Below are 16,784 nucleotides of genomic sequence, written 5' to 3'. Positions count from 1 at the left end.
GGCGAACCACGCGGACGCCGCAGGCCGGAGGCGCGGTGACCGCGGCGCGGACCGGCCCGGTCGCGCTCCCGCCGGCTCGGCCCGGGGCCGTCGGGGGTCGTCCCGGCGAGTCGGCGGGTCCGTGTCCTCGCCGGTGCTGGCCCCCGGTGCAGCGGGGAACGCCCGTCGGTCAGCGGATCGTGACGAGGCCCGGGTCGACCGTCACCGTCACCGGGGCGCCCGCGTGCAGCACGGCGGGGTCGGCGTCGCCGAGGGGCACCTCCGCGGTGGCGAGGTGACCGCCCCGGTCGGTGGCCACCAGCACGGCCAGCCGCGAGAGACGCTGCTCGGTGCGGACGACGCGGGCGGCGAGGGCGGCGGGCGCCGCGCCTCCTGCAGGGAGGTCCCCCGGGGCGGCCACCCGGCCGGCCCCGCCGCGGCCGGGGGCGGAGAGCACCAGCGCCTCGGCCGGGAAGGCGACCCGGGGCGGCCCCGTCGCGGCCCGCGGGCGCGTCGACGTCAGCACGACCCCGCCCGGCAGCTCGGCGGTCAGCGTGCCCGGCCCCTCGTGCACCGCCGCGGGCGACCACACCGTCGCGCCGGTCAGCGACGCGACGTAGGGGGTGTGCGGGTCGAGCAGCACGGCGGTCGGGCTGCCGTGCTGCACGGCGGCTCCCCGCTCGAGCACGACGACCCGGTGCGCGAGGGCCACCGCGTCGACCGGGTCGTGGGTCACGAGCACCGTCGGCACGGCGACCCCGCGCAGCAGCTCGGCGAGGGCCGCCCGGAGCTCGGCCCGCGCCCCGGCGTCGAGTGCGGCGAGCGGCTCGTCGAGCAGCAGGAGTCGCGGGTCGGCCGCCAGCGCCCGCGCCACCGCCACACGCTGGGACTGGCCGCCCGACAGCTCGCCGGGGCGACGCCCGGCCTGGTCGGCGAGCCCCACGCGGGCGAGCTCGTCGCGGGCGCGCGCCCGGGCGCGGGTCGCCGGCACGCCCCGCGCGCGGAGGCCGAAGGCGACGTTCTCGAGGGCGGTGAGGTGCGGGAAGAGGCGGTAGTCCTGGAAGACGGTGCCGACGTCGCGGTCGCGGGCGGGGACGCTGCGCGCCGGGCCCTGCGCCGCCCGGCCGCCGGCCGTCGAGCCGCCCTCCAGCGGCCGCCCGTCGAGCACGACCGCCGACCCGTCGGCCGGCAGCAGCCCGGCCAGAGCCCCGAGCACGGTCGACTTGCCGGCGCCGTTGGGCCCGAGCAGGGCGACCACCTCGCCGGGCGCGACGTCGAGGTCGAGGGCGAGCCGGAACGCCCCGCGCGCGACGTGCAGCCGCGCCGAGAGCCCGGCCCCGGCCCCGAGCTCGGCGGCCCCGGCGCCCCCGCTCACCGCGCCCCCGTCGTCAGCCACCGGTCGCGCAGCAGCAGCAGCACCCCGACGCCGACCGCGAGCAGCAGCAGCGAGATCGCGACGGCGCTCTCGGGGTCGCTCTGCTGGGCGAGGTAGACGCTCGTCGGCAGGGTCTGGGTGCGCCCGGGGAAGGTGCCGGCGAAGGTGATCGTCGCGCCGAACTCGCCGAGGGCGCGGGCGAAGCAGAGCACGGCGCCCGCCGCGACTCCCGGTGCCACGAGCGGCACCGTCACGCGCCGGAAGGCGTACCAGCGCGACGCGCCGAGCGACGCGGCGGCGGCCTCGAGCCCCCGGTCGACCCCGCGCAGGGCCCCCTCGACGCTCAGCACGAGGAAGGGCATCGCGACGAAGGTCTGCGCGATCACGACGGCGCCCAGGGTGAACGGCACGGTGACGCCGAAGGCGGCGTCGAGGGGCCGCCCGATGAGCCCCTGGCGCCCGAGCAGGTAGAGCAGCGCGACGCCGCCGACCACGGGCGGCAGCACGAGCGGCACGGTCACGACGGCGCGCAGCAGGCGACGCCACGGCGCCGCCCAGCCGTCGCTCGTCGTCAGCAGCCAGGCCAGCGGCACGCCGAGCACCAGGCTGAGGGCGGTGGCCAGCAGGGCGCTGGTCAGCGAGAGCCGCAGGGCGTCGAGCACGCCCTCGCTGAGGAGTCGCGGCGCCAGCGTCGCCCACGGCGCCCGCACCAGCAGGGCGACGGCGGGCAGCACGAGCAGCGCGAGGCCGACGAGCGCGGGCACGAGCACGAGCACCGGGAGGCGGCGGTCACGGGCCCCGGGCCGCGTCGCGACCGCGCCGCGCCCCGCCTCGGAGGCCGGCCCTGCCCCGGAGCCGGCCCCGGAGGCCGCCCCGGCCTCAGCCGACCCGGAAGCCGGCATCGGCGAGGGCGTCCTGCCCGGGGTCGGAGAGCACGTACGCGAGGAAGGCGTCGGCCACGGTCGGGTCGGGAGCGTCGCGCAGGCGTGCCCCGAGGTACGCCGTCGTCAGGGCGTCGGCACCGCCGACGTCGACGCCCTGCACGCGGTCGCCGGCGGCCGCGACGTCGGTCTCGTAGACGAGCGCGGCGTCGACCTCACCCAGCTCGACCTTGGTCAGCGCGCTCTTCACGTCGGGCTCGAGGGTGGCGGGCACGACGTCGACGCCCTCGGCCTCGAGCAGCTGCCGGGCGAGCGCGCCGCAGGGCACCTCGACGGCGCAGAGCGCGACCGAGACGTCGGGGTCGGCGAGGTCGGCGAGGGAGTCGACGCCGCCCGGGTCGCCGGCCGGCACGGCGATCTCGAGGGCGTTCCGCGCGAACGTGGTCGGCTCGCCCTCGACGAGCCCCGCGTCGACGACGGTCTGCATCGTCGCGCTGCTCGCGCTGAGGAAGGCGTCGACGGGCGAGCCGGAGACGATCTGCTGCGCGAGCGCCGAGCTGCCGCCGTAGCTCACCGTCACGGTCGTGCCGGGGTTCGCCGCCTCGAACTCGGCGGCGAGGCGGTCGACGGTCTCCGTCAGCGAGGCCGCGGCGAGCACGGTCACCTCGCCCGACAGCGCGGGCGTCGCCCGGCCCGGGGCGGTCGTGCCCGCGGTCGAGTCGTCGCCCTGACCGAGGTCGCTGGCGGAGCACCCCGCGGAGGCGGCCAGCACGCCGAGCCCGACGAGGGCGGCGGCGAGGAGGCGCGGTGCGCGTGACCGGGTCGGCATGCGACGATCCTAGGCCGACGCCCCCGGCGGCCCGGCGGCCCCGGTCGACCTCGCCGCCCCGGCGGAGCTGCCCCCGACGCCCCCGACGCCCCCGACATCCCCGACATCCCCGACGCCCCGGGCGCCCGCGACGCCCCCGCCCCCGAGGGCGGCACGCCCGCCCCGGCCCCGCGGCCAGCGCGGGTGGCGCAGTCGCCGGCCCCCCGCCTCCGCCAGGTCCGCCAGCCGGTCGAGCCAGCCGGCCCCGGCGCGGAGGATCGTCCCGAGCAGGATGACCAGCACCGCCGCCGCGAGCGACGACCTCTGGAGCGCCTGGCCCGGCTCGAGCTGCCGCACGAGCAGCGCGAGCGGGATCGCGAGCCACTCCCACCGCCCGGTCATGGCGACGAACGGCACGAGCAGCAGGGCGTACCAGGGGTAGCGGGGGCTGACGGCGACGAGGGTCACGCCGATCATCACGAGCTGGCCGAGCCAGGGGTCGCCGGGCGGCGTCCTGACCCACACGACGACGCCGGTGACGAGCAGCACGAGCGCGACCACGGGCGTCGCGACGGAGTCGGGGAGGTACGCCGAGGCGAAGACGAAGCGCGAGCCGTCCTCGTAGCCCTCCTCGGTGAGGTAGCCGGGCAGGTAGCCGAGCACGCCGATGCCCGTCGACACGACGTAGGGCACGTAGAGCACGGCGAAGGTGACGATCGAGGCGACGATCACCCGCACCGGCTGGCGGCGCAGCAGCGCGGGCGCGGCGATGACCGGGATGAGCTTCGTCGCGATCGCGGCGCCCAGCGCGACGCCGCCGCGCCAGCCCGCGCCGCGGGCGACGAACAGCGAGGCGACGACGACGAGCACGGCGCCGAGCAGGTCGACGTGCGAGTTCGTCACGCCCTCGCCGAGCACGAGCGGGCACCAGCCCCAGAGCGCCGCCCACCGCGGGTCGAGCCCGCGGCGCCGCAGGGCGACGAGCAGGGCGGCCGTCGTGCCGAGCACGAGCAGCGCCCCGGCGAGCTGGAAGGGCAGGAACTCCACGTCGGCGGGCACCACCGAGCGCACCGCCCAGAACCACAGCTCGGCGGTCGGCGGGTAGATCGTCGGCACCTCGGGCCGGTTGATCGCGGTGCAGACCACGTCGCCGGTCTCGGTGTCGTAGGCGCGGTGGATCTGCCGGTCGGGCTGGCTGCAGCGCTGGCCGATCGTGCCGTCGTCGCGGGTGAAGTCGGCCGCGGGCGGGAAGATCCACTCGGGCCGCAGGTCGCGCAGCTCGCCGGAGTCGGGCGTGTACGTGTACGGCGAGGTGCCGGCGCCCTGCACGATGCCGTCCCAGGCGTAGCGGGCCGGGTCGGTGCTGGTGTTCGGCGGGCCCACGAGGGCGGCGCCGCCGAGCAGCGCCGTGCCGGCGAGCACGAGGGCGGTGACGGCCCGCAGGGGCACCCGTCGCAGCAGCACGACGGCGAGCGCGAAGAGGGCCCAGCACGCGGCCGTCCAGAGCACGTAGGAGTCGCGGAGGTCCTTCTCGAGGAAGCCCAGCTCCAGCACGCCCCAGGCCACGGTCGCCGCCAATCCGGAGACGGCCACGGCCGCGAATAGAGTACGCACGCGACCAGTCTGGACGACTCCGCCCTGGGAGGTCGTTCCCGCACCTCGCAGAGACGGCCCCCATGAGACGACTGCTCGACACACTCCGCACGGCGGCCTCCTCGCCGACGCGCACGGCCCGCACCGCGACGGTGCTCGGGCGGCTGCTCGGGCTGGCCTTCGTCGTCTGCCTGCTGACCGGCCTCTACAGCCACTTCCTCCAGGAGCCCGCCGCCTGGATGCGCTTCCCGACCTCGCCCGTGTGGCTGTACCAGGTGAGCCAGGGCGTGCACATCACGGCCGGCATCGCGTGCGTCCCGCTGCTGCTCGGCAAGCTCTACGCGGTCTTCCCGCAGCTGTTCCAGACGCCGCTGGTGCGGCACCCGGTGCAGCTGCTCGAGCGCGCCTCCATCGCCCTCTTCGTCGCGAGCTCGATCCTCCAGCTCGTCACGGGGCTGCTCAACACGTACCAGTGGTACCCGTGGCCGTTCCCGTTCAAGCAGGTGCACTTCGCCCTGTCGTTCGTGATCATCGGGTCGCTCGCGGTGCACATCGCGGTGAAGCTGCCGCTCATCACGCGCTACTGGCGGGCCCGCGACAGCTACGACGCCGAGGGCCGGTTCGTCGAGCCGTCGCGCGAGCTCGACCCGGCCCGCGCCGAGTTCACGGCGGCCCGCGAGCTGCGCGCCCGGCAGGCGGCCCCCGAGCCGCGGCGCGGGCAGGCCGCGGCCGCCCCGCAGCCCACGGGCCTCGTCGGTCGCGTGACCCGGTGGATCGACGGCGCGCGTGACGAGCACGACGCGCCCCGCGCCTCCGTCGTCTCCCGCCGGGCCTTCTTCACCGGCGTCGGCGTCGCCACCGGCGGGGCCGTGGTGCTGACCGCCGGGCAGTCGTTCGCCGCGCTCGCGCCGCTCAACGCCTTCGGGCCGCGGCAGGCGGGCCTCGGCCCGAACGACCTGCCGATCAACCGCACGGCCGCGGCGGCGCGCGTCCTCGAGACCGCGATGGACCCGGCCTGGCGCCTCACCGTCGCGAACGGCGACCGCGAGCTGTCGTTCAGCGCCGCCGACCTCGAGGCGATGCGGCAGGGCGACGAGCGCCTGCCGATCGCCTGCGTCGAGGGCTGGAGCCAGACGGCGGCCTGGCGCGGCGTGCGCCTCGTCGACCTGATGGGCGCCGTCGGCGCCCCGGCCGACGCCCGCCTGAAGTTCACGAGCCTCGAGGAGAAGGGCGGGTACCGCATCATGCTGATGGGCCCCGAGTACGCCACCGACCCGACCACGCTGGTCGCCCTCGAGCTGAACGGGAGCCGCCTCGACATCGAGCACGGCTACCCGGCCCGCGTCATCGCCCCCGGCCGCCCCGGCGTGCTGCAGACCAAGTGGCTCAGCCGGATCGAGGTCGTCCGATGACCGCGTCGAGCGCCGCCCCGAGCGTGCCGGCCTCGACCGGTCGCGGCGTCCGCGTCGCCCGGGCCGTGCTGCTCGTCGTCGGCGTCGCGCTGATCGGCCTCGGCGGGTACGTGCTCACCGACACGGTGAACCCGACCCGGTACGGCGGGCTGCTGGTCTGGCTGATCGGCTCGGTGATCGTCCACGACGCCGTGCTCGCGCCGCTCGTCGTCGCCGTCTCGCTCGTCGTGCGGCGGGCCGGTCGCCGGGTGCGCCCGGCCGTGCTGGCGATCGTCCAGACGACCGTCATCGTCGGAGCCGTGCTGTCGATCGTCGTCGTGCCCGAGATCATCGCGAAGGCGAAGGGCACCAAGAACGACACGGTGCTGCCGTTCGACTACGGCGCTCGGCTGGGGCTGCTCTGGCTCGTGCTCGCCCTGCTCGCCGCCGCGACGATCGCCGTCTACCTCGCGGTGACCAGGCGACAGAAGGTCCGGCCCGAGGCCGACCAGGTCTGAGCCACCCGCAGGCCCGCGGCGGCGGCGTGGCGCCCGAGGGCCTCACGGCCGACCTCGGCCCACGGGAAGGTCGCGCTCGCGCGGCCCTGCTCGTCGACGACCTGGGCGTCGTACACGACGTCGGCGCGCGCGTCGGGAGCGGTCTCGACGACGACCGAGCCGTCGGTCGACAGCACCGAGGAGGCGCGGCGCACGAGCGCGGTCGGGTCGCCCCCGATGCCGATGTTGCCGTCGAGCAGCAGGGCGACGTGCCACGACCCCTCGCCGGGCAGGCCCGCGTCGAAGACGGAACCGGCGACGACGGGCAGGCCCGCGTCCACGGCCATCGCGACCGCGGTGACGGAGACGTCGACCCCGAGGGCGTCGAGGCCGCGGTCGACGGCGGCGCGCACCATCCGGGCGGGGCCGCAGCCGATGTCGAGCACCGAGCGCGCGTCGTCGATCGTGGTGAGGTCGGCCGCGTCGGCGTCGGCGCTCCAGCGGGCGACGTCGAAGGCGGCCTGGGCGGTGCCCCGGGCGGCGTCCCCGGGGCGACCGCCCCGTTCGCGGGTGCTGCCGGGGGAGCGGACGAGCTGCAGCAGGCCCTCACGGCGGAGGGCGCGGGCGTAGGGCTCCGCGCCTCCTGATCCGAAGGTGGGGCGGGGGTCGGAGGCGATGGTCACGAGCGGGGCTCCTCGAAGCGGTGCAGCAGGCGGGCGAAGCGGGTCTCGGGGCCGGCGGCGGCCGCCAGGCGCGCGTCGTCGATGGTGTCGACGTCGGCGAGCTCGGGCAGGGTGCGCACGCGCAGGCCGGCCTCGGCGAGGCGGCGGAGCTGGTGCTCACCGGTGTCGGCGCGCGACATCGGGACGCCGCGGAGCAGGTCGCCGGTCGGTCGGGCGAGGCCGAGGGCCCAGAAGCCGCCGTCGTTGGCGGGGCCGAACCAGGCGTCGACCTCGTCGCCGGGACCGTCGCGCCACGAGTCGAGCACGGGCGCGAGGTCGACGGCGGTCATCTGCGGAGTGTCCATGCCGACGAGCACGGTCGGGCCGTCGACGGCGTCGAAGAGCGCCCCGAGCCGTTCGTCGAGGTCACCGCTGGTCTGGGGGATCACATCGAGGTCTTCGGAGCCGGGCGGCGTCCGGTTGCCGTCGAAGAGCAGGACGCGTCGCGTGGCGGGCAGCGCGCGGAGCACGTCGAGCGTGTCCTGGATCGCCGCGGCGGCCAGCTCGGCCGCCTGCTCGAGGCTCAGCGGCGGGTGCAGCCGCGTCTTGACCCGGCCGGGGAGGGTCTCCTTGCAGATCAGCACCAGGGTGGTCACCGGCCCACCTCGCGCAGCAGTCGCGACATGTCCTTCACGGCGACCCAGGTGCCGCGGATCGTGCCCGTGACCTTGCTGCGGCCGACCCGCGGGGCGTAGGGGGCGTCGAGCTCGACGATGCGCCAGCCGGCGTGCGAGCCGCGCAGCACCATCTCGAGCGGGTAGCCGCTGCGGCGGTCGACGAGGCCGAGGCCGAGGAGGCCCTCGCGGGAGGCGACGCGCATCGGCCCGAGGTCGTGCAGGGCGACGCCGGAGGCGCGGCGCATCAGGCGGGCCAGCACCAGGTTCGCGAGGCGGGCGTGCAGCGGCCAGGCGCCGCGCGTGGTCGGGCGTCGGCGGCCGAGCACCAGCTCGGCGTCGCCGGCGAGGACGGGGGCGGCGAGGGCGACCAGGTCGCCCGGGTCCATCGAGGCGTCCGCGTCGCAGAAGGCGACCCACGGGGCCGTGGCGGCCTCGAGGCCGGCGTGGGCGGCCGCGCCGAAGCCGCGCCGCGACTCCTCGACGACGAGGGCGCCGTGCTCGCGCGCGACGGCGGCGGAGCGGTCGGTCGAGCCGTTGTCGACGACGATCGCGCGCCAGCCCTCGGGGATGCGCGTGAGCACCCAGGGCAGCGCTCCCTCCTCGTCGAGGCAGGGCAGCACGACGTCGACCAGGGGAGAGCTCATCCTCCCGACTGTAGAGAGCCCGCCTTGGGAACGGCCGGTGCCGCCCCGAACGGGGTGCGCGCCTGTCCGCCCAGCGCTGTCGGCGGCGGCGGGGCGCCGCCGACAGCGCCGCCCACCGCCGCCCGTCGCGTCGCGCGACGGCGCCCGGTGGTCAGCGCGCGACGGCCGCCCGCAGGGGCGCGGTCGCGAACTCGCGCATGCCCTCCTCGAACGACACGCTCGGGCTCCAGCCGAGCTCGTCGCGCAGCCGCTCCGACGACGCCGTGACGTGCCGCACGTCGCCCGCGCGGTACTGCCCGGTGACGACCGGGGCGGGGCCGCCGGCCTCGCGGGCCAGCGCCTCGGCCATCTCGCCGATGGTGTGCACGGTGCCGCTGCCGACGTTGAAGGCGCGGGAGGTCTCGGGCTCCTGCCCGGCCGTCCAGTCGAGCGCCGCGAGGTTCGCCGACGCGACGTCGCGCACGTGCACGAAGTCGCGGCGCTGGGCGCCGTCCTCGTAGACGCGCGGCGCCTCGCCCCGCTCGAGCGACGAGCGGAAGAGCGAGGCGACGCCGGCGTACGGCGTGTTCTGCGGCATGCCGGGCCCGTAGACGTTGTGGTAGCGCAGGGCCGCCGCACGCCCGCCGGTGCTGCGCGCCCACGAGGTGGCGAGGTGCTCCTGCGTCAGCTTCGTGATCGCGTAGACGTTGCGCGGGTCGAGCGGCGCCTCCTCCGAGATGAGCTGCGGCTGCAGCAGCTCGCCGTGCTCGTCGCGCGGGTCGAAGACGCCCGCGTCGAGGTCGGCGACGCGGCGGGGCGCCGGGCGCTCCGTCTCGCCGGTCGACGTGCGGTAGCTGCCCTCGCCGTAGACGACCATCGACGAGGCGACGACGAGACGGCCGACGCCGGCCCTGTCCATCGCCGCGAGCAGCACGGCCGTGCCGTGCTCGTTGCTGTCGACGTAGTCGGGGGCGTCCTGGAAGTCGACGCCGAGCCCCACCTTCGCGGCCTGGTGGCAGACGGCGTCGACCCCGACGAGCGCTGCGTCGACGGCGGCGGCGTCGCGCACGTCGGCGTGCACGAACTCGACGCGCGGGTCGAGCGACGGGGGCCCGCCGTGCACGTCGGGGCGCAGCGAGTCGAGCACGCGCACCGTCCAGCCACGGTCGAGCGCCTGCGCCACGATCGCGGAGCCGATGAACCCGGCCCCGCCCGTGACGAGCAGCCGGCCGGGGGCCGACGGGTCGCGGGTCGCGTCGCTCACGACCGTGCCGCCGCGACGGGCCGTGCGAGGACCTCGGCCACGGCCGCCGCCGGGATCAGCTCGCGCGGCTCGTAGTCGGCCGGCAGCGCCGCGACGATGGACTCGATGGCGGCGACGATGCGGGGCTGGGCCGCGGCGAGGCGCTCCATCACGAGGCCGTGGCTGACGGCGTCGTCGTCGGTGCCCTCCTCGGGCGAGATGCCGGCGTCGCTGTCGGTGACGAACGACAGGTTGACGGCGCCCATGCCGAGCTCCATCGTGAGCGGCACCTCCGGGTACATCGTCATGTTGATCGTGTGCGCGCCCGCGGCGCGGAACCACAGCGACTCCGCCCGCGTCGAGAAGCGCGGCCCCTGGATGACGACGCAGGTGCCGGTCGCGGCGAACGGCTCGCCCTGCTGCTCGAGGGCGGCGACGGCCGCGGCGCGCAGCACCGGGTCGAACGGGTCGGCCGCGACGAGGTGCTGCACCGAGCCCGCGACGTCGAAGAACGTGTCGGGGCGGCCCCAGGTGCGGTCGATGAACTGGTCGGTGACGACCATCGTGCCCGGCGGGTACTCCGGGCTGACCCCGCCCACGGCCGACGACGAGACGACGGCCTTCGCGCCGAGCGACGCGAGCGCCCAGACGTTCGCGCGGAAGTCGATGCGGTGCGGCGGCACCGAGTGGCCCTTGCCGTGCCGCGTGAGGAAGGCGACCGTCTTGCCGCCGAGCTGCCCGACCGTGACCTCGCTCGAGGTGGGCCCGTAGGGCGTCTCGACGACGTGGCTCGTGGCCGTGCCGGGGGCGAACAGCGAGTAGAGGCCCGAGCCGCCGATCACGGCGACGTCGACGCGGGGCAGGCCCGCGGCGTCGGGCGCGGCGGAGCCGGCGGGGGAGGAGGAGGTCGAGGAGTCGCGGTGCGCGTCGGTCGTGTCGGTCACGCTCGCTACGCTACTGGCGACCACCGCGAGAGGAGCCGAGTGCGCACCGTCGAGCAGCACCGCCACGACGTCGAGGCCCTGGTGAGGGACGCCCTCGCCGACCGTTCCCCCGAGGTCCTCCGCGTCGATCCCGCCCTCCTCGCGGCGCAGCCCGAGCGGTACCGCCGCCGCGTGCTCGCCGCGCCCCTCGTCGCGCCGATCGACCTGCCGCCGTTCGCGAACTCGCAGATGGACGGCTTCGCCGTGGGCGCTGCCGACCTGGGGGGCGCGGGGCCGGTCGACCTCGTCGTCGTCGAGCCGATCCCCGCGGGGCGGACGGGCCCGCGACTCCTGCCCGGCACGGCCGCGCCGATCATGACGGGGGCGCCCGTGCCCGAGGGCGCCGTCGCGGTGGTGCCCGTCGAGCGGGCCCTGCCCGCGGCCTTCCCCGAGCCCGGCACGGCGGCCCGCGTCGTGCTGCCCGGCGACGTCGCCCCCGGCACGTTCGTGCGGGCGGCGGGCAGCGACGTGGCCGCCGGCGCCGTCCTGCACGAGGCGGGCACGGTGCTGACGCCCGCCCGCTGGGGGGTCGTCGCGGCCGCGGGCCTCGCCACGGTCGAGGTGCTGCGCCGCCCGAGGGTGCTGCTCGTCTCGACGGGGGAGGAGCTCGCCGAGCCCGGCAAGGCGCTCGCGCCGGGCACGATCCACGACGCGAACGGCGCGAGCCTCGCCGCGGCCCTCGGCGACGTCGGCGTCGACGTGCGGGTGCGCCGCGTCTCCGACGACGCCCGGGCGCTGCTCGCCGTGGTCGCCGCCGCGGCCGACGACGTCGACCTCGTCGTCACCACCGGCGGGGTCAGCGCCGGGGCCTACGAGGTCGTGCGCGACGCCTTCGAGGCCGCCGGGGTCGTGTTCTCGTCGGTCGCGATGCAGCCGGGCGGGCCGCAGGGCCTCGGGCGTCTCCGGCTCGAGGGCCGGGCGGCCGCCCTGCCGGTCGTCTGCTTCCCCGGCAACCCGGTCAGTGCGCTGGTGTCGTTCGAGGCGTTCCTCCGCCCCGTGCTCCAGGCCGAGACGTCGGCGGGCACCCCGCGTCGGGCGTGGTCGGCCCCGATGGCCGAGGCGGCCGAGTCGCCCGTCGGCAAGCACCAGCTGCGCCGGGGCCGGCTCGACGACGACGGCCGGGTCCGGTTCGTCGGCGGCCCGGGCTCGCACCTGCTCTCCGCCCACGCGGCGGCCTCGCTGCTGGTGCACCTCCCGGTCGGGGTCGACCGGGTGCAGCCGGGCGACGAGGTCGTAGTCTGGGCCCTCGACGACTGAGGGGCCCGCGATGACCGACGACCACTACCGCCTCCGCCCGGCCTCCTCCTCGCCCGTGGCGCCCGGCGGCCTCACCCACGTGCGGGCCGACGGCACAGCGCACATGGTCGACGTGACCGAGAAGCCCGAGACGACGCGCGAGGCCTCCGCCCAGGCCGTGATCACGACACGGCCCGACGTCGTCGCCCAGCTCAGCGACGGCACCCTGCCGAAGGGCGAGGCCCTCGGCACCGCCCGCATCGCCGGCATCATGGCCGCGAAGCAGACGCCCGCGCTCATCCCGCTCTGCCACCCGCTGCCGCTCGGCGCGATCTCGGTCGACTTCGAGGTCGGCCGCGACCGCGTCACGGTCGTCGCCCGCGTGGCGACCCGCGGCGTGACGGGGGTCGAGATGGAGGCGCTGACCGCGGCCACCGTCGCGGCCCTGACCCTCTTCGACATGATCAAGGCCGTCGACCACCTCGCCGTGATCGGCGACGTTAAGGTGCTCGAGAAGTCGGGCGGCACCTCGGGGCGCTGGTCGCGGTGACCACCCTGCCGGTGCGCCGCGTCGCGGTCGTCGTGGCCTCCACCCGGGCCGCCGCCGGCCGGGCCGACGACCTCACCGGGCCCGTGATCCGGGCCTGGGCCGAGGCCCGCGGCTGGGACGTCGCCGAGCCGGTCGTCGTCGCCGACGGCCCGCCCGTGGGCGCGGCGCTCGCCGCGGCGCTCGCCGACGGCCCCGACCTCGTCGTCACGACCGGCGGCACCGGGCTGACGCCGACCGACCGCACGCCCGAGCAGACCCGCCCCCTGCTCGACCTCGAGGTGCCGGGCGTCGCGGAGGAGCTGCGCCGCCGCGGCCTCGCCGCCACCCCCACGGCCGTCCTCTCCCGCGGCGTCGCCGGCGTCGCGGGCCGCACCTTCGTCGTCAACCTCCCCGGCTCGCGCGGGGGAGTGCGCGACGGCCTCGCCGTGCTCGACGAGATCGTCGACCACGCCCTCGACCAGATCTCCGGAGGCGCACATGACTGACGACGACGGCCCGCTCTCCGAGACGGCCGGCCCCGACGACGACGTCCCCGTGCCGGGCGGGCCGAGCGGGCGGGTCGTGCTCGCCGAGGTGGTGTCGACCGAGCTGTCGGCCACCGAGTGCTCCGTGATGGTCTCGAGCCGCGCCTCCGGGGCGGTGGTGGCCTTCGCCGGGGTGGTGCGCGACCACGACGACGGCCGGGGCGTGACGGCCCTGCACTACGAGGCGCACCCGTCGGCGGGCGACGTCATGGCCGAGGTCGCCGAGCAGATCGCCGCGCGGCACCCCGAGGTGACGATCGCCGTGCAGCACCGGGTGGGCGACCTCGACGTCGGCGACCTCGCGCTGGCCTGCGCGGTCGCGTCGGCGCACCGGGCCGCCGCCTTCGTCGCGTGCTCCGACCTCGTCGACCTGGTCAAGGAGCGCGTGCCGATCTGGAAGCGCCAGGAGTTCACCGACGGCACCGACGAGTGGGTCGCCTCGCTCGGCTGACCGTGCCGCGGCCGGCGACGGCGGGCCCAGCTGGGCCGCACTACTCTTCTCGGGTGGCACATCTGCTGGCGCGCTGGAGCTGAGGCGTCGCGGAGCGGCGCGCGACGCCAGCGCCGAGGGAGCCTGCGACCGAGGGTCCAGGTGAGCCGCACTACTCTTCTCAGGTGGCACATCTACTTGGAGCAGAGAACCTCCGGCTCGAGTTCCCGACGAAGGTCGTCCTCGACGGCGTCACCCTCGGCATCGACGAGGGCTCCCGGATCGGCGTCGTCGGGCGCAACGGCGACGGCAAGTCGACGCTCATGTCGGTGCTCGCCGGCCGGCTCGAGCCCGACGACGGCCGCGTGACGACCCGCCGCGGCCTCACCATCGGCATGCTCGACCAGCGCGACGTGCTGCCCGAGCACGAGACCGTCGGCGCGATGATCGTCGGCGACCGGGAAGAGCACGAGTGGGCGGGCGACGCCCGCATCCGCGACGTCATCTCCGGCCTCGCCAGCGACATCCCGTGGGAGGCCACCCTCGGCGACCTCTCCGGCGGCCAGCGTCGCCGTGTCGCGCTCGCCACCCTGCTCGTCGGCGACTGGGACGTCCTCTTCCTCGACGAGCCCACCAACCACCTCGACGTCGAGGGCGTGGCCTGGCTGGCCGAGCACCTCCGTCGTCGCTGGTCGCCCTCGTCGGGCGCGCTCGTCGTCGTGACCCACGACCGGTGGTTCCTCGACGAGGTCTCGACCGACACCTGGGAGGTGCACGACGGCGTCGTCGAGCCCTTCGAGGGCGGCTACGCGGCCTACGTGCTGCAGCGCGTCGAGCGCGACCGCTCGGCCGCGGCGAGCGAGTCGAAGCGCCAGAACCTCATGCGGAAGGAGCTGGCGTGGCTGCGCCGCGGCGCCCCCGCCCGCTCGACGAAGCCGAAGTTCCGCATCGACGCCGCCAACGAGCTCATCGCCGACGAGCCCCCCGCCCGCAACTCGGTCGAGCTGTCGCAGATGGCGACCGCGCGGCTCGGCAAGGACGTCGTCGACCTCGTCGAGGTCGGCGTCTCGTTCGGCGACAAGCGCGTGCTGCACGACGTCGAGTGGCGCATCGCGCCCGGCGAGCGCACCGGCATCCTCGGCGTCAACGGCGCCGGCAAGTCCACCCTGCTGAAGGTCGTCACCGGGGTCGTGGCCCCGACGGAGGGGCGGGTCAAGCAGGGCAAGACGGTCAAGTTCGCCATCCTCGACCAGCAGCTCGCCGACCTGCACGCCGTCGCGAACGAGAAGGTGAACGACCTGATCGGCCGGCAGCGCACCTCCTACGTGACGGCCGGCAAGGAGATGACGCCGGGCCAGCTGCTCGAGCGCCTCGGCTTCACGAGCGCGCAGCTGCAGACGCCCATCAAGGACCTCTCGGGCGGGCAGAAGCGCCGCCTCCAGTTCTTGCTCATCCTGCTGGACGAGCCGAACGTGCTCATCCTCGACGAGCCCACCAACGACCTCGACACCGACATGCTCGCGGCGATGGAGGACCTCCTCGACGGCTGGCCCGGCACCCTGCTCGTCGTCTCGCACGACCGGTACCTGCTCGAGCGCGTCACCGACCAGCAGTACGCCGTGCTCGACGGGGCCTTCCGGCACCTGCCGGGCGGCGTCGACCAGTACCTGGCGCTCCGCAAGCAGGTGACCGACGCCCAGGGAGGCGCCACCGACCGGCCGACGGCGGTCCAGGGAGCCCACGGCTCGGTCGCGGCGGCCGCCGCGGCGTCGGGCCTCTCGGGCGCCGAGAAGCGCAACGCGGAGAAGGAGCTCGGCTCGATCGACCGCAAGCTGGCGAAGGCGGGCGGCGACCGTGCCGGCCTGCTCGAGCAGTTCGCGACCTCCGACCAGTCCGACTTCGACGGCCTCGCGGCGCTGCAGGCGAAGCTCACGGCGCTCGACGCGAAGACCGCCGAGCTCGAGGCCCGCTGGCTGGAGCTCAGCGAGCTTCTCGCCTAGCGAGCCACTCGGGCCGCGCGCGGGCGGCCTAGCCGCCGAGCGTGAGGCTCAGGGTGCGCAGCAGCCCGGCGAGGCGGCGGCGGTCGTGGTCGTCGAGGTCGCTGAGCAGGGCCCGTTCGGCCTCGACGAGCCGCTCGATGGCGTCGTCGACCGCGCGGCCGCCCGACGGGGTGAGCGTGACGAGGATCCCGCGCCCGTCGTGCGGGTCGGTGCGCCGCTCGACGAGGTCGCGGGCGACGAGCCGGTCGATGCGGTTGGTCATGGCGCCGCTCGAGACGAGCGTCTGCTGCAGGAGGGTCTTCGGGCTGAGCTGGTGCGGGGCGCCCGCGCGGCGCAGGGCGGAGAGCACGTCGAACTCCCACTGCTCCAGGTCGCTGGCGACGAAGGCGTCGCGTCGGGCCCGCTCGAGGTGCTTGGCGAGCCGGTCGACGCGCGAGAGCACGTGCAGCGGGGCGAAGTCGAGGTCGGGGCGCTCGTGGCCCCAGGCGTCGACGATGCGGTCGACCTCGTCGCGGGGCTCGGGCCCCACGGGCTGGTCGCGCCCCTCGGTGCGCTCGGGCTCGGACATCCCCTCATCATGGCACCCGGTCCGCTTTGCCCTGCCTGCACCGCGCTGTCACACTTGACCTCGCGCGCGAGCGCGGTCCGCCATGGTGTAACGGCAGCACGACAGCCTTTGGAGCTGTTAGGTCCAGGTTCGAATCCTGGTGGCGGAGCCGTGAGTCGGCCGGGCGGGGCGGACGCCGTGCGGCTCCGTCGGTAGCCTCCAGGTCCACCGGCCGGCCGCGTCAGCGCCGCGCCCCGACGACGAGGAGCCGCCCATGTCGACGTCCGCCACCCTCCGCCCGCTCGTGAAGGCCGCCCTGCTCGGCGCCCTCAGCGGCTCGCGCTCCGCCACGCCCCTCGCCGTGCTCGCCCTCCACCACGACAGCGCGGAGGCGCGGGGCAGCTGGCAGCGCTGGGCCCTGTTCCGCAGCCCCGTCGGCCGCGGCGTGGCCGTCGCCGCCGGAGCGGGTGAACTCGTCGGCGACAAGCTGCCCGCCACGCCCAGCCGCGTCGGCGCGGGCCCGCTCCTCGGCCGGGCCACCTCCGGCGCCGTCGTCGGCGCCGCGATCAGCACCACCGCGGGCGACGGCCACCGCGTCGCCGGCGCCGTGGCCGGGGCGCTCGGCGCCCTCGCGGGCAGCTGGCTCTTCTACCTCGCCCGGAGGGCCGTCGTCGAGAAGACCGGCCTGCCCGACCTCGTCGTCGCGCTCGTCGAGGACGCCGTCGCGGTCTCCGGCTCGGTCGCGGTCGTCCGCTCCCGCTGATCGCCGCCCCCGCGTGGGAGGA

18 protein-coding genes, 1 tRNA gene and 1 pseudogene are annotated in these 16,784 nt (G+C 76.3%); 10 read left to right on the top strand and 10 right to left on the bottom strand.

Translation table 11 applies throughout. From position 1 onward, the window contains the following. Positions 1 to 169 precede the first annotated feature (169 nt). Genes IFT72_RS08725 through IFT72_RS08710 form a run of 4 tightly spaced genes read right to left on the bottom strand, consistent with a single transcriptional unit; the run spans position 170 to position 4,657 of the window. Positions 170 to 1,354, bottom strand: a complete 1,185-nt coding sequence (locus IFT72_RS08725) for an ATP-binding cassette domain-containing protein (RefSeq protein ID WP_192046160.1) — start codon at positions 1,352 to 1,354, stop codon at positions 170 to 172. Beyond that, complete coding sequence (locus IFT72_RS08720; protein ID WP_192046159.1) at positions 1,351 to 2,256, bottom strand: ABC transporter permease; 906 nt, start codon at positions 2,254 to 2,256, stop codon at positions 1,351 to 1,353. The genes IFT72_RS08725 and IFT72_RS08720 overlap by 4 nt, the downstream gene beginning before the upstream one ends. Beyond that, the gene (modA, locus tag IFT72_RS08715; protein ID WP_185233432.1) at positions 2,234 to 3,064 is read right to left on the bottom strand and encodes a molybdate ABC transporter substrate-binding protein; all 831 of its coding nucleotides are present in this window, start codon (positions 3,062 to 3,064) and stop codon (positions 2,234 to 2,236) included. The genes IFT72_RS08720 and modA overlap by 23 nt, the downstream gene beginning before the upstream one ends. A 9-nt stretch (positions 3,065 to 3,073) precedes the next feature. Next, positions 3,074 to 4,657, bottom strand: coding sequence for a glycosyltransferase family 87 protein (locus IFT72_RS08710; RefSeq protein WP_192046158.1), 1,584 nt, complete (start codon positions 4,655 to 4,657; stop codon positions 3,074 to 3,076). Between the two features lie 62 nt (positions 4,658 to 4,719). On the opposite strand from IFT72_RS08710, the gene IFT72_RS08705 reads away from it, so the two are divergent. Further along, positions 4,720 to 6,048 carry a molybdopterin-dependent oxidoreductase gene (locus IFT72_RS08705; protein WP_056056724.1) on the top strand — a complete coding sequence of 443 codons (1,329 nt, stop codon included), beginning with the start codon at positions 4,720 to 4,722 and terminating at the stop codon, positions 6,046 to 6,048. Continuing rightward, positions 6,045 to 6,545 (top strand): hypothetical protein, encoded by a 501-nt coding sequence (locus IFT72_RS08700; RefSeq protein ID WP_192046157.1) that lies wholly within the window; start codon positions 6,045 to 6,047, stop codon positions 6,543 to 6,545. Before IFT72_RS08705 ends, IFT72_RS08700 begins: the two co-directional genes overlap by 4 nt. Here the strand turns inward: IFT72_RS08700 and IFT72_RS08695 are convergent. From IFT72_RS08695 to IFT72_RS08675, 5 genes are all read right to left on the bottom strand, one after another. Further along, complete coding sequence (locus IFT72_RS08695; RefSeq protein ID WP_371741223.1) at positions 6,491 to 7,207, bottom strand: class I SAM-dependent methyltransferase; 717 nt, start codon at positions 7,205 to 7,207, stop codon at positions 6,491 to 6,493. The genes IFT72_RS08700 and IFT72_RS08695 overlap by 55 nt on opposite strands. Further along, on the bottom strand, positions 7,204 to 7,842 hold the full coding sequence (locus IFT72_RS08690) for a DUF2064 domain-containing protein (protein WP_192046156.1): 639 nt from the start codon (positions 7,840 to 7,842) through the stop codon (positions 7,204 to 7,206). The genes IFT72_RS08695 and IFT72_RS08690 overlap by 4 nt, the downstream gene beginning before the upstream one ends. Continuing rightward, positions 7,839 to 8,507 (bottom strand): glycosyltransferase family 2 protein, encoded by a 669-nt coding sequence (locus tag IFT72_RS08685; protein ID WP_192046155.1) that lies wholly within the window; start codon positions 8,505 to 8,507, stop codon positions 7,839 to 7,841. The genes IFT72_RS08690 and IFT72_RS08685 overlap by 4 nt, the downstream gene beginning before the upstream one ends. Before the next feature lie 151 nt (positions 8,508 to 8,658). After that, on the bottom strand, positions 8,659 to 9,750 hold the full coding sequence (locus IFT72_RS08680) for an NAD-dependent epimerase/dehydratase family protein (RefSeq protein ID WP_192046154.1): 1,092 nt from the start codon (positions 9,748 to 9,750) through the stop codon (positions 8,659 to 8,661). Then, positions 9,747 to 10,673 carry an MTAP family purine nucleoside phosphorylase gene (locus IFT72_RS08675; RefSeq protein ID WP_082514551.1) on the bottom strand — a complete coding sequence of 309 codons (927 nt, stop codon included), beginning with the start codon at positions 10,671 to 10,673 and terminating at the stop codon, positions 9,747 to 9,749. The genes IFT72_RS08680 and IFT72_RS08675 overlap by 4 nt, the downstream gene beginning before the upstream one ends. A gap of 39 nt (positions 10,674 to 10,712) precedes the next feature. On the opposite strand from IFT72_RS08675, the gene glp reads away from it, so the two are divergent. The 6 genes and pseudogenes from glp (at position 10,713) to IFT72_RS08650 (ending at position 15,452) form a co-directional block, all read left to right on the top strand. Then, positions 10,713 to 11,969, top strand: a complete 1,257-nt coding sequence (gene glp, locus IFT72_RS08670; protein ID WP_371741222.1) for a gephyrin-like molybdotransferase Glp — start codon at positions 10,713 to 10,715, stop codon at positions 11,967 to 11,969. A 10-nt stretch (positions 11,970 to 11,979) separates the two neighbouring features. Then, positions 11,980 to 12,498, top strand: a complete 519-nt coding sequence (gene moaC, locus IFT72_RS08665; protein ID WP_056056712.1) for a cyclic pyranopterin monophosphate synthase MoaC — start codon at positions 11,980 to 11,982, stop codon at positions 12,496 to 12,498. Beyond that, positions 12,486 to 12,983, top strand: a complete 498-nt coding sequence (locus tag IFT72_RS08660) for a molybdenum cofactor biosynthesis protein B (protein WP_197981390.1) — start codon at positions 12,486 to 12,488, stop codon at positions 12,981 to 12,983. The genes moaC and IFT72_RS08660 overlap by 13 nt, the downstream gene beginning before the upstream one ends. Then, positions 12,976 to 13,473, top strand: a complete 498-nt coding sequence (locus IFT72_RS08655; protein ID WP_167259900.1) for a molybdenum cofactor biosynthesis protein MoaE — start codon at positions 12,976 to 12,978, stop codon at positions 13,471 to 13,473. The genes IFT72_RS08660 and IFT72_RS08655 overlap by 8 nt, the downstream gene beginning before the upstream one ends. 164 nt (positions 13,474 to 13,637) lie before the next feature. Then, positions 13,638 to 14,106 (top strand): annotated as a pseudogene (locus IFT72_RS16615) (ATP-binding cassette domain-containing protein); the annotation flags it as partial. Between the two features lie 2 nt (positions 14,107 to 14,108). Then, positions 14,109 to 15,452 (top strand): ABC-F family ATP-binding cassette domain-containing protein, encoded by a 1,344-nt coding sequence (locus IFT72_RS08650; protein WP_371741251.1) that lies wholly within the window; start codon positions 14,109 to 14,111, stop codon positions 15,450 to 15,452. A 28-nt stretch (positions 15,453 to 15,480) separates the two neighbouring features. On the opposite strand, the gene IFT72_RS08645 is transcribed toward IFT72_RS08650, so the two are convergent. Then, on the bottom strand, positions 15,481 to 16,020 hold the full coding sequence (locus IFT72_RS08645) for a MarR family winged helix-turn-helix transcriptional regulator (RefSeq protein ID WP_192046151.1): 540 nt from the start codon (positions 16,018 to 16,020) through the stop codon (positions 15,481 to 15,483). A gap of 76 nt (positions 16,021 to 16,096) precedes the next feature. Between IFT72_RS08645 and IFT72_RS08640 the strand changes: the two genes are divergently transcribed. Both IFT72_RS08640 and IFT72_RS08635 read left to right on the top strand, forming a co-directional pair. After that, positions 16,097 to 16,168, top strand: a tRNA-Gln gene (locus tag IFT72_RS08640). Positions 16,169 to 16,273: 105 nt separating this feature from the next. After that, positions 16,274 to 16,762: a DUF4126 family protein gene (locus IFT72_RS08635; RefSeq protein ID WP_192046150.1), complete on the top strand. Its 489-nt coding sequence runs from the start codon at positions 16,274 to 16,276 to the stop codon at positions 16,760 to 16,762. Positions 16,763 to 16,784 lie beyond the last annotated feature (22 nt).

It is taken from the genome of Frigoribacterium sp. CFBP 8754, assembly GCF_014841815.1.
In the GTDB taxonomy this organism is placed as follows: Bacteria; Actinomycetota; Actinomycetes; order Actinomycetales; family Microbacteriaceae; genus Frigoribacterium; species Frigoribacterium endophyticum.
The sequence above is the reverse complement of the archived record's forward strand: the minus strand, read 5'-3'. Positions and strand labels throughout refer to the sequence as shown.